The organism is Wolbachia endosymbiont (group A) of Acrocera orbiculus (genome assembly GCF_947250015.1).
GTDB lineage: Bacteria > Pseudomonadota > Alphaproteobacteria > Rickettsiales > Anaplasmataceae > Wolbachia > Wolbachia pipientis.
Genome location: NZ_OX366272.1, coordinates 1193540 through 1219374 on the forward strand (window position 1 = coordinate 1193540; position 25835 = coordinate 1219374).

The window sequence follows — 25835 nt, forward strand, 5'->3', positions numbered from 1 at the left end:
TAAAAAAAGTTTAATTGTAATGACAGATACCTCACTACTCAGAAGAAAATTAATATATAGAAGCTGGCATAGGGGTTGCAAAGAAACCGATATACTTTTAGGGCATTTCGCATTGAAATATCTTGATAAATTTTCCTTAAGCGAACTAATCGAATACGAAAAAATAGTTGATCTTGATGATTACGAATTATATTGTTACATAACTCGTAAGACAAACCTCCCTCCTGGCTTGAATAGTCAGATAGTCAATTTAATTGCTTGCTTTATTGAAGCTAATCCTTTATGCACTCAAGATTAGTGATAATCTTATTTACCTTATCTAGTACCTCAGTATATTCTATTCTTTTCTCGTTTCTATACTTTTCGCGCTCTTGATTTACTTCATCTAATCGCTTTGTTAATTCTAAAATTTTATCCTCAAGAATTAGTGCTGCAAGTAAGAAATTTAATGCATCCGAACCCTTACCTCCAGTTTTTTGAGATACAGAACTAACTAACTTGTCAAAACTATTAGCAAGGCGTAATAAATGATTCCCCTTCCCACTTTCGCAAGATATTTTATATGTGTTATTACGTATAACTATTTCTACTACTTGCATATGGTGCTAAAAATTTCTATCGTACAGTATAAACTCAAACCCCTACTTTCATCTTATTTATGGTATAAATTTTTATTCATTTATCAAATCAGATAATTTTTTACTGCTACGAAAATATGTTTTAAAGTATTGATTCTTTGTAAACTTCTGTAACATTAAATGGCTTGTTTCTTTCAAGTTATAACTTCTAACTGAAAAAGAACCAAACCCCCTAATTTCAACTCTATTATGATGTTTCAATGTGCTTGAAAGTATCCCAAAAAATCTATCAACTATAGCTGCTATAACAATCTTATCTAAAAAAGGATGTCTTTTTGCTACCCTCGCTATTATATCAGACTTTGTTGCCATTTATATGAAGCCAAAATAAGTAAACCTTATCACTTAGCAGATAATGCTATGTTATATTCTTCAACACCCAATACTTCAACTTCTATTTTTTCTGATATAGAGAATTTTTTATTCTCTGGTAAATGCTCTTGATCTATTAGAAGGGTTACATCGTTCTCAACTTCAACGACTAGTCCATTATCTTCTCTCTTACCTACAATAACCTGTATTTTATCACCTACCTTAACTTTCTTTATCAGTTCTTCAAGAGGATCATACTCTATTTGTTTTATTCCAAGATAAATTCTTGCCCGATTCACGTTAGCCCTTATTACTTTTGCTTCTATTTTATCACCTACATTATACTTCTTTATCTCATCTGAACCATTTTTAGACCAACTAAAATCTTTCACATATATTGTCCCTTCTACGTTCTCATCTATTTCAGAATCACCGAAAGCAACAGATACATATGAGCCGGTATTATTCTTCACTTCACCAGAAACAATAGAACCAGGAGGATATTTATTGATAAATACTTGCCAAGGGTTGTCTACACACCTTTTCATGCTTAAACTCATCCTACTCTTAGCAATGTCAATACTGAGAATTTTTACATATACTTCTTGTCCCCTTGTTACGAGACTACTAACTGGTAAATTACTCTTAACCCAAGTTATTTCTGACGAGTGCACTAAACCTTCAATTCCAGGTCTAAGCTCAACAAATAATCCATAATCTTCTATGCTTGTTACATAACCCTTATGCACACTATCAACTGGATATTTTGACTCTGCATCTTGCCAAGGGCTATCTTCTAGCTGCTTCACACCCAAGGAAATTTTAGCATTTTCCTTGTCTATTTTTATAATTTTAACTTTTATAGTCTGACCACAAGTAAAAACTGCAGACGGATGACTTACCCTACTCCAAGAGATATCTGTAATATGTAACAATCCATCTATAACTCCCACTACATCTGATTCATGAATACCGACAAATACACCGTAATGAGTGATACTTTTTATTTTCCCTTCTATTATATCGCCTTCATTTAAAGATTCTAAAAATTTAATTTTTTCACCAGCGTGCAATTTTTCTAACACCAGCTTTCTTGATACTACAATATTGCCCTGCTTCTTATCCATTTTAAGCACGATGAACTTTTGTTCAGTTTCAATAAGGTGCTTCGCATCTTTTACTTGCTTCAAATCCACATGACTCAGCGGTAAAAAAGCGCTTATTCCGTCACCAAGATCAACAATAAAGCCACATTTAATTGAGCGTTTAATAACTCCGCTTACTTCAGCCCTTGTAACTGTATCTTCTTCCAACTTATTCCATTTTTCGTCCCTAATTGCTTTTTCACGACTAAGAACAACATTACCATGATAATCTTCAATTCTTTCCACATAAACTCTGATTTTCGAGCCAATAATGACCTCATCATTACAACCGAGTTCCTTGATCAGAATTCTCCCGTCAGATTTTAAACCAATATCAACCACAACGTCGTTAGGGTTTATTCTTGTAATTACACCTTCTACCACATCTCCTTCTTTAATTTTGTTAACAAAAGAATCTTCAAACAAGGTATTATCTTGATCCTCAAATTGGCCTTGACATATCTCTTCTATAAATTTGTTTGATGATAGCTTTCTGATAGTAACCGGTAGATTTACGACTGGATTATTATTATTCATACCTTTAACTTAAACTTTATTAGAACTCATATATTATATAATATTAACAATTATTGACAAGTAATTTTTCATTAACTCATTTCGAGAATTGTTTAAGCTATATAAAATATAGTGAGAAAATTATATATGTATCAAGAATATGCTATTTAAGAATAGCAAGTGGATTAGATCGTTCTCCAGAAGGTCCAGGCTAAAACCTGATGTTGATGAAATATTGGAAAAATATTCTATTCAAAACAGCAAGGAATCTATAGAGAAAATTGTAAATTCACAAAAAAGAATATGGGTAGAAATAGGCTTTGGAAACGGTGAAAATATGCTTTACCAGGTGCTCAATGAACCTGATCTATTATTTATAGGATGTGAGCCCTACTTAAAGGGGGTTTCTCGCTTGCTGACAAACATAGAAATACAGAACATAAAAAATATTTTAATGTGGACAGAAGATGCAAGAGAATTGATTGCAAATTTTCCTGATAACAGTGTTGAAAGATTCTTTATTCTCTTTCCAGATCCATGGCCAAAAAGAAGTCACAATAAAAGACGATTAATTAATACGGAATTTTTAAATTTATTAGCAAAAAAAATACTTATAACAGGGGAAATATTCATTGCAACCGATCATCAGGACTATGCAGAGTGGATAGCATCACATATAAAGCAGTGTAACTCTTTAATCTATAGGGAAGACGATTTCACAAGTTATACTCTTACAAAATACCACAGAAGAGCGCTCAAAGATCAGCGTAAAGTGAGGTTCTTTAAAGTAAGTGTTATTAATAATTTGCAGACTATGGATCAATAGAGTTTTTGCATATCTCTTTTACGTTAACTATAGATTAAAAATAATAAAAAAAGAGGGAGAAATAGAGTAAATTCCTTTAACTACTTCTCCTTATGAAGGAATAGACTTCTTGCATAACCCAAACTAAGTAGAAAAAAGGTATCATCCAAGTAGCCCCTTTCTCGTCATGCCGCTGCGAATCGTCATACCGCCGCGGCGCTAACACGTAGCGGGATGATGAGGCTTATCGTCATGCCACCGCGAACCGTCATACCGTCACGGTATCTCTTAGCCGCTAACAAGTAGCGGGATGACGGTTGTCAGGTTAGCTGTTATCCCAGTTTTTGACACTGGGATGACAACGAAGGGCTACTTGGATGACAGGAAAGGATGCTGGAATGAAGGTTTTTCAAATTGTCGATAAACCTAAATCTATAATAACTATTTGCCTTTTTTCTAGGTTATGCAAGAAGTCTACTGAATAACAGTAAGATTTTTCAATCCTGTTCCACAGCAAATTTTAGTGCCATGTGAGTAGTTATGGTGCTGTTAACAATCAAAATAACAAAAACTAAGATGGTGATTAGTAGTGTATAAATATTCAAGGATAAATTTTCAAATTGAGTTAGCATTTTAAAATACACAAAGGTTGGCATTATCATTGGCAAAACAAGAATTTGCGATACTCCTGATGCTAAGTTGTTTCGACCAATCATCAATGCATTTCCAGTAGCTGAAATATTAATGATTATCAGCGTATTAAATAATAAAGACACTCCAACTGCTATTGAGTGTTCAATACTATTGCCTAGAATTGCAAAGCTGAATATGGAAGAAATTACTGAAATCGGTAACCCAAATAATAACCAGTGAGCGAAAATTTTATAAGCAACTATAAGCCTAGAAGAGAGTGGCTGTACAAAGATTTGCTCTAATATTCCATCATGATAATCAGATGTAAACAAATTATTTGTAGAAATCTGCAAAACAAATGTAGCACATATCCATGTTAATGTTAACATAACTTCTTGTTTATTGTTGTTTTTAAGTGTAAATGAAGATAAACTTAACATTATGATAAAAATACATACTATATAGGTAAAGTTCTTATCATCTATTACTAATTTTTTTACTGAGTCGATCATACTAGGCTTTTAAATGTTTATTATAAATTATAGTGTTTACTTTGAGGTAGTATAATTTTTTGTTCATAAATTATATAGGTTTTATTATTTTTTTGATAATGCAATTATGGAAAAGTTACTAAAAATAAAGTCACCAGAAGATTACACTCCTTCAGAAGATGAAGAATATATGAGCGTAAAACAACTGGAATACTTCAGCTTAAAGTTACAATCAATACTCGCTGAGTTAGAGAAACAAGAACTAGAAGATAATAGTATTGATACATACTATTCTGATGAAGATAGTGGAAACGAGGAATTAATCAAGCGTCGAAAAGATAGAAAAGAAAAAATTAAGGAGGCGTTAGAAAAAATAAAATTAGGCACTTATGGTTACTGCGATGGAACAGGAGAAGAAATAGGAGTCGAAAGACTTAAAGCTAATCCGCTTGCTATATATTGTATTGAAGAGCAAGAGAGAGTAGAAAAAGAAAAGAACGTGTACAACATTAACGATTAATTTACACATAAGTGGTGAGCCCATTGGACTTCAAGAGGAGCAAGAGGCGCTGAAGTATGTTATGCTATAAAGAAAGTGGAAAATTGGACATTCTCAACTTGACTCCTGCAGATTAAAAATTAAGTTGTATCCGTTCAGGCAATGGCGTCAACTTAAGGAAAAATGTCAGAGATTGTGTATAAAATTTCTCTCTAAATTTTTTATCATTAAATTATCCAAAGAGTGCAAGGGACAGCACTTTTGTTTCTGTTTTATTTCAACAAAGAAGTCTAAAATGTGTCCTTTTTAGGTGAAATATGCAAAAAGGAAAAAACCTTATTCTACAAATTATAGCATTTCTCATAATAGTCCAAACAGGTCATAGGAAGGCAGAATCAACAGCACGAAGAAAGGATTCGAATAGAGGAATGTTTTTCCTGGCTCTGTTTTTTATAGCAAACCAATGATGCTCAATTTTGTTGAAATCTGGAGAATAAGGCGGCAGATACAAAATTTCTGCACCAACCCCTTTAGCAAGCTCGATAATCTTATCAGACTTATGAAAAGTAGCATTGTCAAGAATGACAGTCTGTCCAGGTTCCAAGATCGGTGTCAAAAATTGCTCAAACCATCCATTAAAAACATCCATATTACAGTGGCCTTCAAAGGTTAACGGAACAACTATCTTTCTTCCACTTAAGGCTGCAACCATACTGATTCGTTGAGTTTTCTTTCCAGATTTTAAGGCATAAAACCGCCGTCCTTTCTGGCAATATCCGTAGGGGTAGTCTTCGGTGTTATCAATGCCAGACTCATCTATATACACTAAGTTTTTAGGTTCTTTTGTCGCTATAATTTTCAAAAATTCAGCACGTTTTTCTTCGTTTCTTTCCTTGTATCCATATGTCTTTTTTTGCGCGTAAATCCAATTTTTTTAAGGGCTCGATAGATCGTTTGGATACTAACGTTGTTCCAAAGTTTAGCCATTTCCGATAGAGTCTTTCCTCCGTGTTCTCTGGCAAATTTGGCAAAGGTATCCCAGTCGGTAATTTTGTGATTGTAACCCCCATTTCCAAGTTTTTTTGATTGAAAGTCTCCTGTTTCTTTTCTTCTTTGCTGCCACTCCCATAAAGTAGTTCGTCCAATCTTAAATCTTGCTGCCACTGTTTCTCTGCTTTCTCCTTCGTCTAGCGCTTCCATTGCTTTTTTTCTTAAATCATAACTATATGCTGCTGGCATTCAACCTCCTTATCATCATCTATCCTTATCCTATCACATCCGGACTTTTATCGAAAGAGCTATAATATACAATCCAAGTGTCATTTGAACACTCCCAAACTTATCACTTTATGCCACTGGTCTTCATCTAAAATTTCTACACCTAATTCCACTGCCTTTTTATATTTGGATCCTGGTTTTTCTCCTGCAATTAGGTAGTCAGTTTTAGCAGAAAGATGTGAGCTGACCTTTGCTCCTAGAGTTTTGGCTCTTACTTTTGCCTCTCCTCTACTCATAGCAAGTAGCTTACCAGTAAACACTATAATTTTATTATTTAAAACAGAGTTACTAGAGTTGGAGCTCACAGGAAGAATTTGAAGACAAGCAGTAAGATCATTTAACATTTTGATGTTATGTTCCTTAGAAAAAAATGATTCCAAAGATTCAGCCACTTTTTTTCCTATGCCGTCTATACCCACTAGCTCAGTATTATCTGATGACAGTTCAATCATCGAATTATACCAATTATCATAAGAAACATAATAATCTGCAAGCAATTCTGCTGCAACTTGGCCAATAAATCTAATACCTAAAGAAAATATAAACCTATCTAGAGTTATTACCCTTCTGCTTTGTATAGCATTTAATAAATGAGCTATTGATTTCTTGCCCCAACCAGACTGTTCTTCCAGATTAAATTCATCCAATCTTTCTTCTAAAGTAAAAATATCGGGAATTTGTTTTATCAGACCAAGGTCGTAAAAAAACTCTATCTGCTTATCACCAAGGCCAACAATGTCAAATGCATCTTTCGATACAAAATGCTTTAGTTTTTCTATTATTTGAGCTTTACAGGCAAATTCCTCAGGACATCTTACTGCAGCCTCTCCCTCAACCTGACGTACTTTACTACCACATTCAGGGCATACTTCAGGAAACACAAATTCAGGTGTATTTGGAAGACGAGAATCTCTGCTTACTTCAACGATCTGGGGAATTACATCCCCTGCCCTTTTGATTGTTACAATATCTCCCTCTCTTATGTCTTTACGTTTTATCTCATCTTGGTTATGCAGACTTGCTCTACTAACTAGCACCCCACCAATATTGACTGGCACTAAATCTGCAACTGGAGTTAAAACCCCTGTTCTGCCCACCTGTATAAATATCTTATTTAACTTTGTTTTTGCATAAACCACAGAAAACTTGTATGCAAGTGCTGAGCGCGGTGCTTTGTGAGTATTCCCTAGACGATTTTGTAGTACCAAATCATTTACTTTATAGACTATTCCATCAATATCATAATCCAAGTTATAGCGACAGTTATAGACTTCGTTATAGAACTTCAGCATTCCATCCAAACTACTCGTTAAGGACTGATGATCATTTACGCAAAAACCAAGTGCCTCAAGCTTATTTAGTATTTCACTTTGACTTTTCTCTGCTCCACCAATTAAAGAATAAGCAAAATATCTAAGTGGTCTACTTGCTGTAATGTTTGCATCCAATTGCTTTAAAGAACCAGCGGCTGCATTTCGAGGATTGGCAAATTCATCGTTTTCATTTAACTTTAAAAAGTCGCTGTTACTGATGTATATTTCACCTCTTACTTCTAGTCTTCCTTGCACACCTTGCAAAAACTTAGGAAAGCCTTTTATTGTTGCAACATTGTGAGTGACATCTTCCCCTACAAAACCATCACCTCGAGTTGCAGCTTTAACAAATCTTCCATCCTCATAAATTGCAGAAAACGACAACCCATCAATTTTTGGTTCACATAATATCTCTATTTTGTCCTCAATTAAAAACCTCTTTATTTTAGACAAAAATTTCTCTACACCTTGTTCATCATAAGCATTCTCAAGGGAAAGCATAGGTTCTTGATGTTCCACCTTAGAAAACCTCTCATCAGGTGGAGCACCAACACTATCTTGTGTTGCATAAATTTCTGGCTCTATTTCAGCTAACTTTTTCTTCAGTTCATCATATTCAGCATCACTTATTTCTGGCTTATTTTTTTGGTGATACAAAACATTATGATAATTTATTTGATCTTGCAGTTTTTCTCTCATCTTTTCTAAGTTAGTCATGATACCAATATAATGCTACATTAGCCTTTGTCGTCAAGCTGTGAATTTTCTTGAATTTATCATATGGTCTTAATCCATCAAATATCAAAGGTGCCACAATGCTATAGCCATACTTATTCTTCTCTTGCTCAATTGTATTAGCAGATCTCGCTTGCTCTAGCCATATATTTATATAAAATTAAAATAAATTAGAGTAAACAATATTGCTATTTAAATGCTAACAAGATTCGCTCCAAGCCCAACTGGCTACCTCCACGTAGGAAACGTACGAACTGCCTTGGTTTGTTGGATGTACACACGCAATCAAAATGGAAAATTTTTACTCCGTTTTGATGATACTGACCTTCAGCGTTCAGATGTCAAATATATAAATGATATCATACAAGATTTGAAATGGATTGGTATCAATTGGGATGCAAGTTTCAAGCAATCAGAGCGCTTTGAGCGTTACAATGAGGTGTTTTTGCAGTTAATAAAAGAAGGGCATATTTATGCATGCTATGAAACAAGAGAAGAGTTAGACATTAAACGAAAATTGCAGTTAAAACAAGGACTTCCCCCTGTATATGACAGAAGCGCGTTACTTCTAACTGAGCAAGAGAAAATTAGTTATGAGCAAGAAGGAAGAAGACCACATTTTAGATTTAAGTTGGATAGAAATGAAGTTGTTAAATGGAATGATGAAGTTAAAGGTGAAATAAATATTGCAACAAGTCACATCAGCGATCCTGTGGTAAAAAGAGAAGATGGAATTTACACATACATGTTACCTTCTGTTACTGATGATGTTGACTTTAATGTAACTCATATTGTACGCGGGGAAGATCATGTAACTAATACCGCAGTGCAAATCCAAATGATTAAAGCATTAAAAGCGAAAATCCCTACATTTGCTCACCTTTCTCTGCTACATTTTGATGATAGCAAAATATCCAAGCGAACCGGCGTGCTGGACATTAAATCTATAAAAGAAGATGAAATTGAACCGATGGCACTAGTTAGTTATTTAGTGAAGCTTGGAACATCCAATCCAATTGAAGCTTGCGCCTGTATGCAATCTTTGATTGATTCATTTGACATTAAAAAATTTAGCTCAGCATGTACGCAATTTAGCTTGAGTGAAGCATACAAGCTAAATAGCAAAGTGCTGCAACAAATGCCATTTGAAATTATACAAGAACGTTTAAATCAAATTGGAGTGGACTCCTCAGAGTTTTGGTATTTTATAAAGAACAATATAGAAAGGTTTTCTGAGGTGGCCAAGTGGTGGAAAATATGCAAATCCGATATAGAGCCTGTTATTCTTGATAAGGAGCTTATAAAAATTGCGTTCAATGCATTGCCCCAAGGTGATTGTAATGAAAACACGTTGTCAGAATGGGTCAAAACTATTCGACAAACAGTGGATATAAAGGCAAAAAACCTATTTACGCAGTTGCGTTCAGCTTTAACAGGAACAGAAACAGGACCAGAGCTCGCTAAACTATTAATTTTTATCGGCAAAGAAAATATCATTGCAAGGTTAAAAGAAAAGTGAAAACTAAAGAATTATAGCTAATGCAATCCCTACGTCATACCGCGATTCATTCGCGGTATCCCTTAGCCGCTAACAAGCAGCGGGATGACGGTTGTCGTTTAGCCATAAACATTAAGAAATTTACCAAATAAAAAAAAGGCAAAAGAAGCCCCGTGGTTATTATCCGCTTTAAAATATTGGCGTTTTTTATGTTTTAAACGCTTGACAAGCGAGATTCAGCCGCTTTTAATTGCAACTAACTTACGCTGCAAATGTTTAAGAAATTTACTAAGCAGAAAAAAAGACAAAGAATCCCCGAGTTAGCTAGTCTTTTACTATCTCTGTCGAGTATTGGCATTTTTTGATGTCTTGTAACGCTTTATAAGCGCGTTCAGCTTATTTAGATAAAAATCTAGATGTAGATGAAGTTTTGTAAAGACATACAGTATCTATATACTGCAAAAAATTGAACATAAGACGCCGATACATTAAGTAATCCTTACCTTTTAATCTGCAGATTGGCGAAAGCAAATACAATAGCTTCATTATCATGATAAGGGAGCTGGCGGAGTTTGTCAAGTAAGTTTTTGTATTTTAATTTTAGAATTTTATAGGCTTTTGTTCTCATGAAAATTATGTTCTCATGAGTAAATTAATGTTATCCTTTTTTGTTGATCTAAAGTTTCTTATGTTCATACACTTACGTGTTCATAGTGTTTATTCGCTGCTTGAAAGCTCGGTTAAAATTGAGGAGCTGATCGGCCTTTGTTTGCGAAATAAAATGCCAGCGGTTGCAATTACTGATTCAGGTAATTTATTTGGTTCACTTGAGTTTGCAGAATATGCGGCAAGTAGGGGAATACAGCTAATAATAGGATGCAATATTATAGTTAAACATTCAGAACAAAATTTACCTATATTATTGCTTGCAAAAAATGAGCAAGGGTACACTAATTTAGTCACTTTGGTGAGTGAGTCTTTTAGAAAGCGCAAGAATAACAGCGATATTCCTTACGTTGATTTTGATGAGCTATTGAATTTAAGTACGGGTCTGATCGCTTTAACCGGTGGATGTTTGGCTCAACCATTGTTGGGGCAAGATAAAGAAACGGTTGAAAAACTGCTTTCAGCATTCAATGGTCATTTATATGTTGAATTGCAGCGTCATGGGCTGAATAAAGAGCTAGAGCTTGAAGAAGCTTTGATAGACTTTGCTTATCAGCGCAATATACCACTAGTTGCAACGAACGATGTGTTTTTTCCAAATAGGTCTGACTATGAGGCTTATGATATATTAACGTGTATATCGGAGGGGAGTTATGCCCTGGAGAATAACAGAAAGAAGTTAACTACCGAGCATTACTTCAAGTCTGTGGCAGAAATGGAGGAGCTGTTCAGCGACATTCCCGAAGCAATTCATAACACTTTAGTGATAGCTAAGCGGTGCTCTTACATGCCAAGAAGCAGGCAGCCTATTTTGCCTAAATTTCCTTGTCGAGAAAATAAAACTGAGAATGAAGAACTGAGGGAGCAGGCAGTTGCAGGATTAGAATTCCGTATTGCGAATGAGACAGACATAGACCTTAAACAATACTACGATCGGCTGAATTACGAACTGAGTGTGATAACTTCGATGAACTACGCTGGCTACTTTTTGATAGTTTCTGATTTCATTCGTTGGAGCAAAGCAAATGGCATTCCAGTTGGTCCAGGAAGAGGCTCTGGTGCTGGATCAATTGTTGCTTGGGGCTTGCAGATTACAGACCTTGATCCAATAAAGTTTGGCCTAATATTTGAAAGATTTTTGAATCCTGATCGTGTATCGATGCCTGACTTTGATATCGATTTCTGCCAAGAGAAAAGGGACCTGGTTATTGATTATGTTCAGAAAAAGTACGGTTATGTTGCTCAAATAATCACTTTTGGAAAATTGCAAGCAAGGGCAGTATTGCGTGATGTTGGTAGAGTATTGCAAATGCCTTACTCTCAAGTGGATAAAATATCTAAAATGGTTCCATTTAATCCAGTAAATCCTGTAACTTTATCACAAGCGATAGAGTTTGATCAAAACCTGCAGAAAGAGCGGGATAGTGATGAGGTAATTGCAAAGCTTCTTGATATATCGCTAAGGCTCGAAGGAATATATCGTCACGTTTCAACTCATGCTGCTGGAATTGTAATATGTGATCAAAAGTTGGAAAATTTTGTTCCTGTGTACTACGATCCAAATTCGGCTCTGCCAATCACTCAATACAGCATGAAATATGTGGAGAAAGCTGGGCTAATAAAATTTGATTTTCTTGGGCTTGGTACGCTAACGCTAATAGATCATGTATGTCGTTTAATTAATCGTGATAGACAAAAGATCGATATTTCTTCAGTTCCTTTAGATGACCAAAAAACCTATGAGATGCTCTCAAGCGGTGATTCAATTGGAGTGTTCCAGCTTGAAAGTTCGGGAATGAGAGAAGCTTTAATTAAACTAAAACCGGACTGTATTGAGGATATTATCGCTTTAATTTCCCTTTATCGTCCAGGACCTATGGATAACATTCCAACTTACGTTGCAAGAAAGCATGGACTTGAGAAGCCAGATTATATTCATCCGTTACTTGAGGAAGTATTAAAAGAGACATTTGGGGTAATAATTTACCAAGAACAAGTGATGGAAATAGCCCGTATTCTTTCCGGGTATAGCTTAGCGGAAGCAGATTTGCTGAGACGTGCTATGGGTAAGAAAATCAAGGAAGAGATGGATAAACAACGTGAACTTTTCATCCAAGGGGCAACGAAGAATGGCGTTGATTACGACAGGGCAAGTTATATCTTTGACCTTGTTGCAAAATTTGCTGGTTATGGGTTCAATAAATCTCATGCTGCAGCATATGCGGTGATATCTTATCAAACGGCTTACCTTAAAGCTAATTATCCATTAGAATTTTTTACAGCACTAATGAATCTGAATATTGATGATAGAGATAAACTGAATTTATTTTATCATGCAGCAAAGTTTAGTGGCGTTACCGTTCTTCCACCTGATATAAACAAGTCTCAAGCTGAATTCTCAATAGAGGATGAACGCATACGTTATGGTATTGCTGCCTTGAGGAATGTTGGTTTTTCTATAGCGGAAGGAATAGTGAACGTACGTTCAAGCGCTTGTAAGGACATATGGGAATTCATTCAAAATTCAGGTCATATAATAAATAAGAGAGCGCTAGAAAGCCTGATTAAATCCGGAGCATTCGATAGCGTGCATAAGAACAGAAAGCAGCTATATGAGTCAATGGACACGCTGATTTACTTTGCAAATAAAAACAAACAGGATAGAGAATCAAGTCAAGCTGCTTTGTTTGGTAGTCTTGATGTCCTCAAACCGAAACTTGAGAATGTGGAAGATTTTGATGAAGAGGAAAAATTAGAACATGAGTTATTTTCACTAGGATTTTATTTAACTAATCATCCGCTTGAAAAATTTAGAACTCTTCTGGAAAAGTTAAATATTGGGTTTATCGGAGAAAATAGAACAGCAAAAACTGCTGGGGTAATATTAAATGCACGTATGAGAACTTCAGAGCGTGGAAGGTTTGTTATCCTCACACTTTCTGATCCCCATAACGTTTCTGAAATAGCATTCTATAATAATGAAATAATAGAAGAAAAAAGAGATTTATTTTCACCAGGAACATTTGTGATAATTGATCTTGAAGCTTCGGAAAATACAACAAGATTAGCAGGCAAGGATATATCTGAGTTTACAAAAAGAGTCACTTCTACAATAAAAGAATTAGTTCTCACCACTGAGTGCACGGATTCGCAAAAAGCCGCTATGGAATTAAACACAATATTGAAAGATGAAGGCAGAACCAAAATAATGCTAAAACTTCTTCTCGAAAAACATAAAGTGAGCATCTTATTACCAGGTGCATACTCAATTGCTCCTCAAGTAATTTATGAAATATCTAATTTAAGCTGGATTAAAGGCGTAGAAATTAATACAAATAACTTGCTTATATAAAAAAGCTTTATATAATGAAATATTTAATCGGTATTAAAGGAAGATATAGTGAATCTTTATGAATTTACTTTTATAGCACAACAAGGATTGTTACAGCAAGAAGTAGAGGAGATGGTCCAAGAGCTAGCTGTTTCATTGAAAAATATTAAAGCAGATATTATGTTCCAGCAAATCAGGGATATTCTGAAAAAAGGAAATGACAAGCTTACAAAACAAGAGTTAGAAGTGCGTGCTGAGGACATTAAAGAAAGTCTAGTTGCTTACTCTGATTTCTTGGAAGATCTTACAAAAATTTTATGGGTTGAATTAGAAGAAGATCTTTCAAATTTGAAAGAAGTGAAGTCAAAAATCGATAAAGAGTTGAAAGATGACCTAAAAGATTTAGGAATAACGCAAGATTTTACAAAATTTCTAGGAGGCAGTACTAAAAGTGCGTTTATCCATAACGCAGTAAATGCTTTGAAGAGAAATATTTCAGAACATCTAATAAAGATTTTTCAAGATATTTTGAAAGATTTTAGAATAAACGGTCCAACTCAATCGAGCAAAGCGTTGGAAATGCTTTTGAAAAACATTGAAGCATCAGGATTAATCAAGTATGAACATTGGGGTCTTTTGGATTTTGCATATCACAAAAATAAAATGAAGAGCGGTCATTATTGTATAATGTGCATAAGTTCTACTGCAAGCATTCTGGATGAATTTATGCGTAGAATGAAACTTAATGAGAACGTTATTCGCCACTTTCCTGTGCAGGTTGATAAAATTTTTGAAGGTAAATCTCATATGATGAATAAACAAATTGAGGAGCAAAGCGCATAATGATGAAAAGACGAAATAGTTTTAATAATTCTTACGTATCTGTAAATAATAGGACTGGCTTTAGGCGTTCTAAAGTTTGCCCTCTTGCTGCGTCTAAAGATGAAGACATAGATTATAAGAATATAGATTTATTATCCAAGTTTACCTCTGACTATGGTAGGATATTACCTAGAAGATTAACAGGCGTATGTGCAAAAAAACAAAGGAAGTTACGCTTAGCGATCATAAGGGCACGTTTTTTAGCTCTTATTCCTTACTGTACTAAAAAAGTTTAGGTAATTTATGTTGATAATTTTAAAGGAAAATATAAGGACTTTAGGTAAGCTTGGTGAAGTTGTCAAAGTTAAACCAGGTTATGCACGTAATTTTCTTTTTCCACAAAGAAAAGCGGTGAAAGCTACCAAGGAAAATTTAACAAAGCTAGAGGAGCAACGTTTATTACTGGAAGAAGAGAATATAAAAAGATTAAATGTAGCAAAAGAGCTTGCGTTGTCACTACATGATAAGTTTGTGGTATTAATAAAGCAAGCTTCAGAGGATGGTAAAATTTTTGGTTCTGTAACAACACGTGAAATTGCGAAAATTTTACTACAAGAAGGACATGTGATAGATCACCGTAGTTTATCTTTTGGTGGAGTAAGCATCAAAAACTTGGGTGAATACCAAGTAAACGTAGAATTACATAGTGAAGTAGTAGTACCAATTACTATATACGTCGTGAAATCCGAAACAGATGTAAATGAGCTAAGGCAAGTAAAATTGCAAAATCAGAAGTCTGAGCAACAAGAGGCAGAGCAAGATGCGAATAAAGAAGCTACTGATGGTGATGATAGCTGATCAAAGATGATCCCTTGTTATAGTCGTAAAGAAATGTCTGCCATGGCTAAGCTGGTGTCATCCCAGTGCTTCCCTCATGTCATCCCAGTGCGTGACACTGGGATCCAGTTTATTTCATCATGGACATTATTTTATGCTTCTAGAATCCGTTGTCCATTGAATAATTTGCAAATACTTTTATACCTGGATTCCAGTGTCACGCACTGGAATGACACCATTATTGGAGTAAATCAAAAATGATCCCCCGCTATAGCAGAAAAGAAATGTCTTCCATTTGGGAGGAAAATAATAAATTTAATATATGGCTTAAAATAGAAAAATTAGCGTGTGAAGCTCAAGCAAAGTTAGGAGTGATTCCGAATAATATTGCTGAGAACCTCTCTGGTGCTATTGAATTTGATGTTGAATGTATCAACGAAATTGAATCCATTGTAAAACATGATGTTATAGCTTTTCTGACATATATTGCTAAAAAAGCGGGAGTTGATGTTCGTTATCTTCATTATGGAATGACAAGTTCTGATGTTTTGGATACATGCCTTGCGGTGCAACTGAAAGAGTCCTGTGATATTTTGCTCGAGAATCTAAAAAATTTACTTGCAGCATTGAAAAAAAAAGCTGAGGACTATAAAGATATTGTTTGTGTTGGACGCAGTCACGGAATGCATGCAGAACCAACAACTCTTGGAATAAAATTTGCCAGATTTTATGCTGAATTTAAACGCAATTATCAGAGATTAATTAGCGCGCAAAAAGAGATCTCAATTTGTAAAATATCAGGTGCAGTAGGCAATTTTGCAAATGTTGATCCGTTTGTTGAAGAATATGTAGCGAAAGAAATAGGACTCATACCTGAAATCATATCGTCTCAAGTCATTCCTCGTGATAGACATGCTATGTTCTTTTCAGTTTTGGGAGTGATTGCAAGCTCAATAGAAAATGTTGCTGTTGAAATTCGTCATTTGCAAAGAACTGAAATCGGCGAAATTTCTGAGCATTTTTCCACTGGGCAGAAGGGAAGCTCTGCTATGCCACACAAATGTAATCCTATTTTAAGTGAAAATCTGACTGGACTCTCACGTTTAATACGCAGTTATGTTTTTCCTGCGTTAGAAAATGTTGCATTGTGGCACGAACGTGATATATCACACTCGTCTGTGGAAAGATGCATTGCTCCTGATGCTTGTATAACAATGGATTTTGCTTTAGTGCGATTAACAGATTTGATAGATAAATTGGTGATCAATAAGGAAAACATTGAAAAGAACTTAAATTCTTCAAAAGGTTTAGTTTTCTCACAGCGTGTATTGCTTGAGTTAGTAAATAGTGGTTTGGCGAGGGAAGAGGCGTATAAAATTGTTCAGAGCAATGCAATGAAAGTGAAACAAAACAACAGTGATTTTCTGGCCGAATTGAAACAAGATAAACCCTTACTTAAGGTTATTAACTCGGAAAAACTTGAATCTTTGTTTGATTTGAAGTATTATACGAAACATATAGATCGTGTGTATAATAAGGTTTTTAATTAGGCTGAGTAGCTCAGTTGGTAGAGCAGGAGGATCATAATCTCTTGGTCGGGGGTTCAAGTCCCTCCTCAGCCACTCGAACTAAACTATGTTTAGCAAAGCAGTGCTATTGGTGAAACCCAGTGTCAGTTACTTAGAATGAGTTGTATATCCACTCAGGTGAGGAGACAATGGATAAGAGATTGTGAAAAGGGTTTAGCTTTTGGCCTATGATCTCTTTAAATGACAGAATTTCACTACAAAACTTAACTTTCTTCTATGCAGTTAGCTAAGTCAAGAAAGGTGAATCTATCTCTTGTTGTAAACGCAAGATCGACCACTTTACAATATTGTTCTTTATTCCAACTGAGGTGCTCTGGTAAGTGTGGAATTGATAGATCTTCAAATATTTTTTGCAGGTGTTTTGCAGGTAGTAAATTTTGCTTAATTAAACTGGAAATATTATGCCATTCTTTACAAATAATCTCTTGGATTTTTTGCTGCATAATTTGCTTCTGTTCAAAAGTTCTTACAAATTCGATATTATCAAAGCACTGAGTTATATGTTTTACATCTAAAGTGGTCGGTTTGATAATCGGGTTTTGTATTGATAATATCTTTTCCTGCAAATTAGCCATGGTAATCGTCGTAACAGCAATTTTTTCGCCATGTAGTAAGGAATGATCTCTTGTTACCATTTCCATTGCGTGAGCTATCATATGCTCTCCTTGGCTTGCAGAATAGCTGCCTTTTGATATTACCATTCCAAGTCCTGAAATTAGTAGAACTTCCATAAGTAATAGGACCACTTTTCTACTTCTTTTAGTAAGCGCCGTATACTCTCTTAGCAAAATTTGCTCCAAATCGCGAACAAGTGTAAAAGGTAATTCATTGTATTCTGTGCCAAGCAACAAATGAGATAGTAGCCAGTCAGCCTGAACTGTTGAACGACAAATGAAATCTGCAAATCCGCTTAATGTGAGACGCAGTGGTGCATTGGCAAGTATGTCTATATCTATATATACTGCTCTTGGAAGATGTGCTTTGAACGATTTTTTATATCCATTTACTAATATTGAAGCATTTGCAGAGGTATATCCATTCATAGAAGCGGCTGTTGGGAACGATATATAATCTTTTTTCTCGAGGTAGCTTGCATATTTGCAGATATCGTTAACAGTGCCGCTACCAAATGCAACTATTAAGTCACTGTCTTTTGCTTTGTTTCTAACTAGATTTACGGTTTCAAGAGAGGCAGCTCTGCTTGTTGTCATTTCTCTACCTGATGTCATCCCAGCGCGTGACACTGGAATGGCAGGTGGAGCTGGAATAATTAAGTTAGGAATTTTATTAAGTACGTTTTTGTTTAAAAGTTTTGCTGTATTTTTATCTGCAACTAGAAAGACGTCATTTCCGTGTCGTGTGCATATTTCATAGATATCATCAGCAAGGTAGTAATCTGTTATTACTTCCCTTAGAAAAGTTTGTTCGGTTTGATGTAATATTTGTTTTAAATAGTGCATAGAGTGTTTACAATATAGCAGTATAAGTATTTTAAGATTGACATGAAAATTGACCCTGTAGAGCTAACTAGGAAATTGATCTCTTTTGAGAGTATAACACCAGAAGACAGCGGGGCAATAGAGTATATAGCAACAATCTTCAAAAAGAGCGGCTTTGATTGTGAGATTTTAGAATTTGGTGATAAAGTTAAAAATCTTTATGCGAAATATATAAATGGAGTACCAAATTTGTGCTTTGCTGGGCACGTTGATGTTGTACCACCGGGTCAGTTAAAAGATTGGGCATTTGGTCCATTTAAACCAGAAGTGAGGGATGGAATGCTATATGGAAGAGGGGCCGCTGATATGAAAAGCGGAGTAGCTGCATTTATTGCTGCTATGGTAAATTTGATTGCAGAGAAGTTTCAATTTAATGGTTCGATAAGTGCATTGATTACCAGTGCTGAAGAAAGCATGGAAGAATATGGAACAAAGGCAGTTTTGGAATGGATGAAAAATAAGCAGAAAAAGATAGATTTTTGTGTGGTTGGCGAACCAACCAGTAGTGAGAAATTAGGTGATACCATAAAAATAGGCAGAAGAGGTTCTGTAACATTTGAATTAATTTGCCATGGAAAACAAGGGCACGTTGCCTACCCAGACCTAGCAGACAATCCAATATATAAGGTAATATCGATATTGAGTAAGGTAAAAAATACTACTTTTGATCATGGTAATAAATATTTTCAGCCTTCACATTGCGAAGTTACTACTATCGATGTTGGAAATAATACTAGCAATCTAATACCTGGCTCAGCAACTACACGTTTTAACATTCGATATAACAATGAACAAACACCGGGTGGCTTATATAAGCTGATTGATGAAATATGCTCCAGTGTAACTAACGATTATAAACTTTCTATGCATAGCAGCAGGGACGTTTTCCTCTCTACTCCCGATAGAAATACTGATATTATGCTTGATGCAATAAGTAAGGTTACCAACATTGATGCTATACTTAGCACAAGTGGTGGCACATCTGACGCTGCGTTTATCAAAGATGTTTGTCCAGTGATTGAATTTGGTATAATCAACAAAACTGCACATCAGATAAACGAATGCGTATCAGTAAACGATATACACAAGTTAACAGCTATATATAAGGAATTTATAGAAAATTATTTCAATCCCACTAATAAAATATTGAATCAGGTCAACGTAGTTAGTAATATATCTAGTGGTCCATTGTTAGCTTAGATGTAATCAGATCTCTTGCATAACTGTTGTCTGAATAACAACTGGTGTCATTCCAGCAAAATGTGTCAAGTAAGTTTTTTCGTTTCTATAGCTACTTGGATGACAAAAGAAGAAATACTAGACTTTATACCTTTTGCACTCAAATTCACATAAATCATGAATTATGCACGTTTCACACGAAGGTTTCTGTGCTTTGCAAACATATCTACCATGCAAAACTAGCCAATGATGAGCATAAAGCAGGTATTTTTTGGGAACCACATTTAAAAGAGATTGCTCTGTTTTAAACACATCTTTTTCTTTCACAAGCCCAATTCTATTGCTCACTCTAAAAACGTGAGTATCAACTGCCAATGTTGGAATGCCAAGCCCCGAATTTAAGAACACATTAGCGCTCTTTCTCCCCACTCCAGGCAAAGACACCAAATCATCAAAATTAGTAGGTACTTTGCTGTTGTATCGTTCTACCAATATTTTACTAAGCCCGATTATATTTTTTGCTTTGGAATTATATAAACCAATACTGCTTATGCATTTTTTCAGCTCACTCTGCCCAAAGCTCAGCATTTTTTCTGGTGTATCAGCGATATTAAATAGTTCTCTTGTAATTTTATTAACGCTTACATCAGTTGTCCGCGCTGATAAAACTATCGCAACCAGTAACGTAAAATGATTGGTATAATTTAGCTCTATTTTTGGCGCAGGATTTGATTGTTGAAACTTTTCAAATATTAGTTCTACTTTTTTTGAGTCCATTTCATTTACCACACCTCTTTTAAATATTTAAACAAAGAACCCCTCTTTCCCATCATACAAATACAATTTGTCCATTCTCACCACGTCAAAATTGTGTTCTTCAAGTTTGATTAGCAAGTTATTCACATCACTATTTGTAATAGCTTGCTTTTCATTATTTGCGATAAACCTACAGGTTATTTGATCACTTGAAGGTTTTGAGTTTCCTGGCCAAATCGCAAGACCTTTTGAGTATATTGCTATCATTTGCAGATTACTCGATTCAAATAACCTAACTATTTGGTCAAAGTTGCTGGATTTGTCCCAAGCAAGCGCTATATCACTACCTACTAGCTTTTTGGTTTTATAGTCCTGTTCATAGCTATTTTGTATTTCACTTATTTTGCTATTTGTACTGCTACCGACTGTAAGCTCAGATAATGTTTTCGGTTTTTTTCCTAGATTATCTATAACGGCTTCTGCAAATTCTTTGGTACCAATTTTCTGTTTACTCTTTTTCTCTTTATATAAATCGGCGGTATGTATTCCATCCTCCAAAGTCTTGAGCCATGAATCGTAAATTAGTTTTGCAGTACTCACTTGACTGATGTAGACCAACATATGCACTGCAGCATTCAAAAGTCCAGAAGGATTAGCTATGTTTTTTCCTGCAATATCAGGAGCAGAACCGTGCACTGCTTCAAACATTGCATATTCATTACCTATATTGCTACTTCCAGCGAGTCCAACAGATCCAGAGGTTTGCGCCACAATGTCCGATAATATATCGCCATATAAGTTCTCGGTTACTATAACATCGAAATTCTCCGGTTCTGTGGCAACACGTGCCATCCCAATATCGACTATATAATGTTCTGCCTTTATGTCCGGGTATTCCTTTGCAATACGATCAAACGCCGCATGGAAAGTTCCGTCAGTCATTTTCATTATGTTATCTTTAGTAAGACAAGTTACCTTCTTTCTACTATGTTTTTTTGCATATTCAAAAGCGTACCTGCATATTTTTTCTGAGCCGGATCTAGTAATAATTTTAGTGCATTGGTAAGAGTCACCAGTGAGCCTGTGCTCTATTCCGGTGTAAACGTCCTCTTCATTTTCACGTATTACTACGATATCAAACTTATCGAATTTATTTTCTATAACAGGATGATATGAAATGCATGGTCTGATATTTGCATACAACCCTAGATTTTTTCTGAGTGCAACGTTTAAGCTTTTGTGGCCTTTACCTTGAGGAGTTGTTGTCGGAGATTTTAATAATATTTTTGTCCTTTCAATTGATTCCCAACCACTTGGAGAAATTCCGTGAGACCATTCTTTACTATAAACACGCTCCCCTATTTCAATAATATCTATTGAGATTTTCGCTTCTGCTTCGCGCAATATCGACAGCACCGCTTCCATGATTTCTGGTCCGATACCGTCGCCATATGCAACTGTGATTGGTGTTGACATAACTTCCCTAGTTATAAATGATTTAATATTAATTTAAATAATAGAGTGGCACAAGTAGCTAATATTACCCAAGTTAGTATATTTACGGTTATTTAATAACGTATTTTTATATTATATGATGATATTATGAAATATAGGTGGGGTTATGAATACTGAAATAAATGTTAAAGTAAATTATGTAGGATTTACAAGGCGTATTGTAGCAGAAATACTTGACCTCATCATATTTTCCCCTCATTTTATCTTCGGTTTTATCTATGGTGTATTCATCGTATCATTACAAGATCAAGATAAAGACTCTTTTCAGGAACTTGCACAACTAGCAACAGAAATACCATTTATAGTTTCTACAGTGGTCGCAACATTAGTACTAACAATATCCAAAATATTAATGGTAACAAAACTTGGTGGTACCCCAGGAAAACTATTGTGTGGTATGCATATTAAAGATGCTAATACATTTACAAATGTTACCCTTATGCAAGCAACAATAAGATGTATTTCTAAGGGAAGCATCTGGATTATTTTTCGCTTTTTGCTTCATCTGCATTATCATGGTTATACTTTTCTATATCTTTTAATTGTGCTAATTTTATTTTTGTTTGCAGTATTTGATCAACGCAAACAGACTTTTTACGATAAAATTGCAAAAACAGTAGTGATAGACTATAAATCTAGTTGATATTTTTCTTTATAGGTAGTACATGGATAAAAAAGTAAACTACTCAACGATGACAAGACGTACTCTAGCATTTATAGTTGATTGTATTTTATTTATCGCAATACCATTTGGTTTAATGGCGGTGGGTTTCTCACTTACACACGCAATACAAGGGATCATGGGTGCAATAATTGTAATCACCACGATTGTATTTTCTTTATTTTTAATGATACCATGTATATTTCATATATTCATGCTAGTAAAATTTGGCGGCACTCCAGGACACTTGTTATTTAGCATGCGCGTAAAAGACAAAGATACATTTGAGTCAATCACTACAATGCAAGCAATGAAAAGGACTATAGCTCTTTTTATAATTTATTGCATATCACTTTGTAATCCCATTTTATTCTTAGCTATACTAATCTTAGTTTTAGTATGTGCAGTAGGTGATGAACATAAACAAGCTTTTCACGACAAAATTGCAAACACGGTAGTGATAGATTATAAACCTAGTTGATATTTTCCTTTAGCTGTCTGCCACCAAGGGTGTCATTCCAGTGTCACGCGCTAACTTAAGGTAAATTGCCAACTTAACTATAAATATATTTTGGTAAATCCAAATTATTTTAGCTATAAGAGCGTTTTACTTTTTGCTCAGCATATCCATCATAACTGGCTTACTTTTAGTGATTCATGGAGTTAAAAAAGTCAGCATTGCTCTTTGTTAAAAGTAGTTTGTCACGTAAAAATTCCATTGCTTCAACGGGTCCCATAGGATTGAGTATCCTACGTACCACCCATATTTTATTTAGTATAGCCTTATCAACTAATAGCTCTTCCTTCCTTGTTCCGGATTTTGTAATATCAATAGCTGGAAATATACGTTTATCAGAAAGTTTTCTATCAAGTATGATCTCAGCATTTCCTGTACCTTTAAACTCTTCAAAAATAACTTCATCCATTTTTGAACCAGTATCTATAAGAGCTGTGGCGATTATAGTTAAAGAACCCCCATTCTCAATATTACGAGCTGCTCCAAAAAAGCGTTTTGGTCTCTGCAGTGCGTTTGAATCTACACCACCAGTTAGAACTTTCCCAGACGAAGGAATAACCGCATTATAAGCACGTGCAAGTCTAGTAATATTGTCAAGTAGAATTACCACATCTTTTTTATGCTCAACCATTCTTTTAGCTTTTTCTATTACTATTTCAGCAAGCTGTACGTGACGGTAAGCAGTCTCATCGAACGTAGAACTTACTACCTCACCTTTTACAGAACGTATCATATCTGTTACTTCTTCAGGTCTTTCATCTATAAGTAACACTATTAATTCTACTTCAGGGTGATTTATAGCTATAGAGTTAGCCATTTGCTGAAGCAATACAGTTTTTCCTGTGCGAGGTGGAGCAACTACTAACGCTCTTTGCCCTTTTCCAAGAGGAGCTACTATATCTATAGCACGCATGCTTAAGCCTTTTTTATCATCACCATTATTACACTCAAGTACTATGCTTTCCTCAGGATAAAGAGGAAGCAAATTATCAAAATGGACGTACTTTCTTAATTCACTTACTTCAGTAGAGTTTATACTTTGAACCTTAGTTAAAGTAAAATATCTCTCTTTATCACCAGGTGGCCTTATTTCTCCATATGCCATATCTCCTGTACGTAAATTAAACTTCTTTATTTGCCCGTTAGAAATATAAACATCATCGGTACTTGGGGCATAATTTGCACTTGCTGAACGTAAGAAACCAAAACCATCAGGCAATATTTCCACTATTCCACTCCCTGTGGTTATGCCTCCTTCTTCACTCATTTTTTTCATTAAGCTGAATATTATTTCCTGCTTTAGCATTCTACCATTGCTTTTACCGTTAGTTGAAATTTTTCTTTCTTCAGCTAACTCTAACAATTCTTCTGCTGTTTTCTCTTTTAATTCGCTCAGATCTAATGTTTTTCTGTTTTTCTCAGTACCTTCATTGACCATCTGTTTTACTGTATCGTTATTGTAAATTTGCTCACTTTTTTCAGGTTGAGCTGTAACCTTTCCTTTTGCCAAAACATCTTCATTGATTGTTGTCATAATCCTCCAAAAATTTTAATTGATGCTTACTAACCTAAAATGTGACTATAAGATAATAAATTATGCTGAGTTAGTTTCAGTGCGTATTAAGCTTAATTATCATTAAACCCCGTACTTTACTTACATTATACTAATAAACACTAGCAAGTCAAGTTAATTTAATGTTAACAAAACACAAAAATTTGAGGATTTTCAATAGCTATTCTTTATATTTTTTTAACCTTTCTTGCTTCTCCTCTTCTACTTTTGCTTTTTCCACTTCTGCTTCTAAATTTTCTTGACTACATAAGCCGAGTAGTACAGGATCTTGGGGTTTTATATTTTGCATGTTATGATGAGATCCATCTCTTACCTGCTCAACTGTGTAATTTGTTGTACTAATTAATTTAGCTATAACGTTATCGTCCAAGATAGGAAATTTTTTTACTAAATAATAAATCGCATCAGGTTTATCTCTACGTCTTGCCGTAGAGGCAAAGCCAAGAATGCTACCAATCGCTTTACTTCTTTTTTTTATATTTTTTATAATCAAATTTGGTACACGATTTGAATTTTTTTTGCAATCATCGATTTCTTTTTCAGTAATTATTCCAGAAATAATAGGGTTATATTTTTCTACTTCTATTTCCTCATCAGCTATGTCTTGTACTTCTTCAAGGGCCAATCTGCAACATTGTGCTATTTGATTAAAAGTTAAACCAGTGTTGTCTACTAACCAAGCAGCTATTTGCACTAGAAACTGTTTATTTCTATCGTTATTGCCCTTAGAAGATTCCATTGACATCAAAAAAGCATCTCCCATTTAAAGTATCCCTTACTGTTATACAGAGCTAAAATATAAACTATTAAAACTAAAAAAGCATTAATTTTGTCATTCAATAACTTTTTGTTTGTCACTTCCCACCTCTTAAGTTAATTAAATGCGCTTACCTTTAAGCATATTTCAAACAAAATATTTCCCCTTCCTAAGGTATAGTATAACTCAGTTAAACATATGTTCCTATTTAAGATTAGAGAGTTAAATTTTAAGTTAATATATTGTAATATTATATATATTAGCTAATAA

At 34.8% G+C, this 25835-nt stretch carries 23 protein-coding genes and 1 tRNA gene; 13 read left to right on the top strand and 11 right to left on the bottom strand.

Features of this window, described 5'->3' with window-relative positions; translation table 11 throughout:
• The first annotated feature begins 19 nt into the window (after positions 1-19).
• Positions 20-298 carry an FAD assembly factor SdhE gene (locus OOL03_RS05910; RefSeq protein WP_006279484.1) on the top strand — a complete coding sequence of 93 codons (279 nt, stop codon included), beginning with the start codon at positions 20-22 and terminating at the stop codon, positions 296-298.
• Here OOL03_RS05910 and OOL03_RS05915 read toward each other — a convergent pair.
• The 3 genes from OOL03_RS05915 to OOL03_RS05925 form a co-directional block, all read right to left on the bottom strand.
• Positions 273-599, bottom strand: coding sequence for a cell division protein ZapA (locus tag OOL03_RS05915; protein ID WP_010082086.1), 327 nt, complete (start codon positions 597-599; stop codon positions 273-275). The genes OOL03_RS05910 and OOL03_RS05915 overlap by 26 nt on opposite strands.
• A gap of 72 nt (positions 600-671) precedes the next feature.
• Entirely contained in the window at positions 672-950 is a 279-nt protein-coding gene (locus OOL03_RS05920) for an HU family DNA-binding protein (protein WP_010963035.1), read from the bottom strand.
• Positions 951-979: 29 nt separating this feature from the next.
• Positions 980-2632: a 30S ribosomal protein S1 gene (locus OOL03_RS05925; protein WP_012673366.1), complete on the bottom strand. Its 1653-nt coding sequence runs from the start codon at positions 2630-2632 to the stop codon at positions 980-982.
• A gap of 139 nt (positions 2633-2771) precedes the next feature.
• On the opposite strand from OOL03_RS05925, the gene trmB reads away from it, so the two are divergent.
• The gene (gene trmB / locus OOL03_RS05930; RefSeq protein ID WP_012673367.1) at positions 2772-3437 is read left to right on the top strand and encodes a tRNA (guanosine(46)-N7)-methyltransferase TrmB; all 666 of its coding nucleotides are present in this window, start codon (positions 2772-2774) and stop codon (positions 3435-3437) included.
• Positions 3438-3913: 476 nt separating this feature from the next.
• Here trmB and OOL03_RS05935 read toward each other — a convergent pair whose 3' ends face one another.
• The gene (locus OOL03_RS05935) at positions 3914-4561 is read right to left on the bottom strand and encodes a heme exporter protein CcmB (protein WP_151808123.1); all 648 of its coding nucleotides are present in this window, start codon (positions 4559-4561) and stop codon (positions 3914-3916) included.
• 106 nt (positions 4562-4667) lie between these two features.
• Between OOL03_RS05935 and OOL03_RS05940 the strand changes: the two genes are divergently transcribed.
• Positions 4668-5060, top strand: coding sequence for a TraR/DksA family transcriptional regulator (locus OOL03_RS05940; RefSeq protein ID WP_264707284.1), 393 nt, complete (start codon positions 4668-4670; stop codon positions 5058-5060).
• Positions 5061-5418: 358 nt separating this feature from the next.
• Here OOL03_RS05940 and OOL03_RS05945 read toward each other — a convergent pair.
• Positions 5419-6278, bottom strand: a protein-coding gene (locus tag OOL03_RS05945; RefSeq protein WP_264707019.1) for an IS630 family transposase whose coding sequence is annotated in 2 segments (ribosomal slippage) — positions 5419-5954 and positions 5954-6278 — 861 coding nt in all. Because the reading frame shifts where the segments join, the coding sequence is not laid out codon by codon here.
• Between the two features lie 80 nt (positions 6279-6358).
• On the bottom strand, positions 6359-8347 hold the full coding sequence (gene ligA / locus OOL03_RS05950) for an NAD-dependent DNA ligase LigA (protein WP_264707285.1): 1989 nt from the start codon (positions 8345-8347) through the stop codon (positions 6359-6361).
• 214 nt (positions 8348-8561) lie between these two features.
• Between ligA and gltX the strand changes: the two genes are divergently transcribed.
• The 7 genes from gltX (at position 8562) to OOL03_RS05985 (ending at position 17141) form a co-directional block, all read left to right on the top strand.
• Positions 8562-9884, top strand: coding sequence for a glutamate--tRNA ligase (gltX, locus tag OOL03_RS05955; RefSeq protein ID WP_264707287.1), 1323 nt, complete (start codon positions 8562-8564; stop codon positions 9882-9884).
• A 667-nt stretch (positions 9885-10551) separates the two neighbouring features.
• Positions 10552-13881, top strand: a complete 3330-nt coding sequence (gene dnaE, locus OOL03_RS05960) for a DNA polymerase III subunit alpha (protein ID WP_264707691.1) — start codon at positions 10552-10554, stop codon at positions 13879-13881.
• Between the two features lie 48 nt (positions 13882-13929).
• A complete protein-coding gene (locus OOL03_RS05965; protein WP_010082465.1) occupies positions 13930-14703 on the top strand; it encodes a 30S ribosomal protein S6 in 774 nt (257 codons plus the stop codon).
• Positions 14703-14978, top strand: coding sequence for a 30S ribosomal protein S18 (gene rpsR / locus OOL03_RS05970; protein ID WP_007548890.1), 276 nt, complete (start codon positions 14703-14705; stop codon positions 14976-14978). Before OOL03_RS05965 ends, rpsR begins: the two co-directional genes overlap by 1 nt.
• A 7-nt stretch (positions 14979-14985) precedes the next feature.
• On the top strand, positions 14986-15540 hold the full coding sequence (rplI, locus tag OOL03_RS05975; RefSeq protein ID WP_264707288.1) for a 50S ribosomal protein L9: 555 nt from the start codon (positions 14986-14988) through the stop codon (positions 15538-15540).
• Between the two features lie 236 nt (positions 15541-15776).
• Positions 15777-17069 carry an adenylosuccinate lyase gene (gene purB / locus OOL03_RS05980; RefSeq protein WP_012673216.1) on the top strand — a complete coding sequence of 431 codons (1293 nt, stop codon included), beginning with the start codon at positions 15777-15779 and terminating at the stop codon, positions 17067-17069.
• Positions 17069-17141 (top strand) — tRNA-Met (locus OOL03_RS05985). Before purB ends, OOL03_RS05985 begins: the two co-directional genes overlap by 1 nt.
• Before the next feature lie 170 nt (positions 17142-17311).
• Here the strand turns inward: OOL03_RS05985 and OOL03_RS05990 are convergent.
• Complete coding sequence (locus OOL03_RS05990) at positions 17312-18568, bottom strand: iron-containing alcohol dehydrogenase (RefSeq protein ID WP_264707289.1); 1257 nt, start codon at positions 18566-18568, stop codon at positions 17312-17314.
• Between the two features lie 42 nt (positions 18569-18610).
• On the opposite strand from OOL03_RS05990, the gene dapE reads away from it, so the two are divergent.
• Complete coding sequence (gene dapE, locus OOL03_RS05995) at positions 18611-19807, top strand: succinyl-diaminopimelate desuccinylase (protein ID WP_010082500.1); 1197 nt, start codon at positions 18611-18613, stop codon at positions 19805-19807.
• Between the two features lie 117 nt (positions 19808-19924).
• Here the strand turns inward: dapE and nth are convergent, their stop codons facing one another.
• Positions 19925-20563: an endonuclease III gene (gene nth, locus OOL03_RS06000; protein ID WP_006279797.1), complete on the bottom strand. Its 639-nt coding sequence runs from the start codon at positions 20561-20563 to the stop codon at positions 19925-19927.
• Positions 20564-20590: 27 nt separating this feature from the next.
• The gene (gene icd / locus OOL03_RS06005; protein ID WP_264707291.1) at positions 20591-22018 is read right to left on the bottom strand and encodes an isocitrate dehydrogenase; all 1428 of its coding nucleotides are present in this window, start codon (positions 22016-22018) and stop codon (positions 20591-20593) included.
• 145 nt (positions 22019-22163) lie between these two features.
• Here icd and OOL03_RS06010 point away from each other — a divergent pair, with 145 nt between their 5' ends.
• Both OOL03_RS06010 and OOL03_RS06015 read left to right on the top strand, forming a co-directional pair.
• Complete coding sequence (locus OOL03_RS06010; protein WP_006279799.1) at positions 22164-22700, top strand: RDD family protein; 537 nt, start codon at positions 22164-22166, stop codon at positions 22698-22700.
• 22 nt (positions 22701-22722) lie between these two features.
• Positions 22723-23199, top strand: coding sequence for an RDD family protein (locus tag OOL03_RS06015; protein ID WP_006279800.1), 477 nt, complete (start codon positions 22723-22725; stop codon positions 23197-23199).
• 166 nt (positions 23200-23365) lie between these two features.
• Here the strand turns inward: OOL03_RS06015 and rho are convergent, their stop codons facing one another.
• Together rho and OOL03_RS06025 are read right to left on the bottom strand one after the other, a co-directional pair.
• Positions 23366-24769 (bottom strand): transcription termination factor Rho, encoded by a 1404-nt coding sequence (gene rho, locus OOL03_RS06020; protein ID WP_264707292.1) that lies wholly within the window; start codon positions 24767-24769, stop codon positions 23366-23368.
• Between the two features lie 199 nt (positions 24770-24968).
• Positions 24969-25571, bottom strand: a complete 603-nt coding sequence (locus OOL03_RS06025) for a cell cycle transcriptional regulator TrcR (protein WP_274979679.1) — start codon at positions 25569-25571, stop codon at positions 24969-24971.
• Positions 25572-25835 lie beyond the last annotated feature (264 nt).

Excerpts from the sequence above, each read along its gene's own strand:
- OOL03_RS05910 (WP_006279484.1), top strand. The coding sequence starts at position 20 with ATGACAGATACCTCACTACTCAGAAGAAAATTAATATATAGAAGCTGG.
- OOL03_RS05915 (WP_010082086.1), bottom strand. The coding sequence starts at position 599 with ATGCAAGTAGTAGAAATAGTTATACGTAATAACACATATAAAATATCT.
- OOL03_RS05920 (WP_010963035.1), bottom strand. The coding sequence starts at position 950 with ATGGCAACAAAGTCTGATATAATAGCGAGGGTAGCAAAAAGACATCCT.
- OOL03_RS05925 (WP_012673366.1), bottom strand. The coding sequence starts at position 2,632 with ATGAATAATAATAATCCAGTCGTAAATCTACCGGTTACTATCAGAAAG.
- trmB (WP_012673367.1), top strand. The coding sequence starts at position 2,772 with ATGCTATTTAAGAATAGCAAGTGGATTAGATCGTTCTCCAGAAGGTCC.
- OOL03_RS05935 (WP_151808123.1), bottom strand. The coding sequence starts at position 4,561 with ATGATCGACTCAGTAAAAAAATTAGTAATAGATGATAAGAACTTTACC.
- OOL03_RS05940 (WP_264707284.1), top strand. The coding sequence starts at position 4,668 with ATGGAAAAGTTACTAAAAATAAAGTCACCAGAAGATTACACTCCTTCA.
- ligA (WP_264707285.1), bottom strand. The coding sequence starts at position 8,347 with ATGACTAACTTAGAAAAGATGAGAGAAAAACTGCAAGATCAAATAAAT.
- gltX (WP_264707287.1), top strand. The coding sequence starts at position 8,562 with ATGCTAACAAGATTCGCTCCAAGCCCAACTGGCTACCTCCACGTAGGA.
- dnaE (WP_264707691.1), top strand. The coding sequence starts at position 10,552 with ATGTTCATACACTTACGTGTTCATAGTGTTTATTCGCTGCTTGAAAGC.
- rpsR (WP_007548890.1), top strand. The coding sequence starts at position 14,703 with ATGATGAAAAGACGAAATAGTTTTAATAATTCTTACGTATCTGTAAAT.
- rplI (WP_264707288.1), top strand. The coding sequence starts at position 14,986 with ATGTTGATAATTTTAAAGGAAAATATAAGGACTTTAGGTAAGCTTGGT.
- purB (WP_012673216.1), top strand. The coding sequence starts at position 15,777 with ATGATCCCCCGCTATAGCAGAAAAGAAATGTCTTCCATTTGGGAGGAA.
- OOL03_RS05990 (WP_264707289.1), bottom strand. The coding sequence starts at position 18,568 with ATGCACTATTTAAAACAAATATTACATCAAACCGAACAAACTTTTCTA.
- dapE (WP_010082500.1), top strand. The coding sequence starts at position 18,611 with ATGAAAATTGACCCTGTAGAGCTAACTAGGAAATTGATCTCTTTTGAG.
- nth (WP_006279797.1), bottom strand. The coding sequence starts at position 20,563 with ATGGACTCAAAAAAAGTAGAACTAATATTTGAAAAGTTTCAACAATCA.
- icd (WP_264707291.1), bottom strand. The coding sequence starts at position 22,018 with ATGTCAACACCAATCACAGTTGCATATGGCGACGGTATCGGACCAGAA.
- OOL03_RS06010 (WP_006279799.1), top strand. The coding sequence starts at position 22,164 with ATGAATACTGAAATAAATGTTAAAGTAAATTATGTAGGATTTACAAGG.
- OOL03_RS06015 (WP_006279800.1), top strand. The coding sequence starts at position 22,723 with ATGGATAAAAAAGTAAACTACTCAACGATGACAAGACGTACTCTAGCA.
- rho (WP_264707292.1), bottom strand. The coding sequence starts at position 24,769 with ATGACAACAATCAATGAAGATGTTTTGGCAAAAGGAAAGGTTACAGCT.
- OOL03_RS06025 (WP_274979679.1), bottom strand. The coding sequence starts at position 25,571 with ATGGGAGATGCTTTTTTGATGTCAATGGAATCTTCTAAGGGCAATAAC.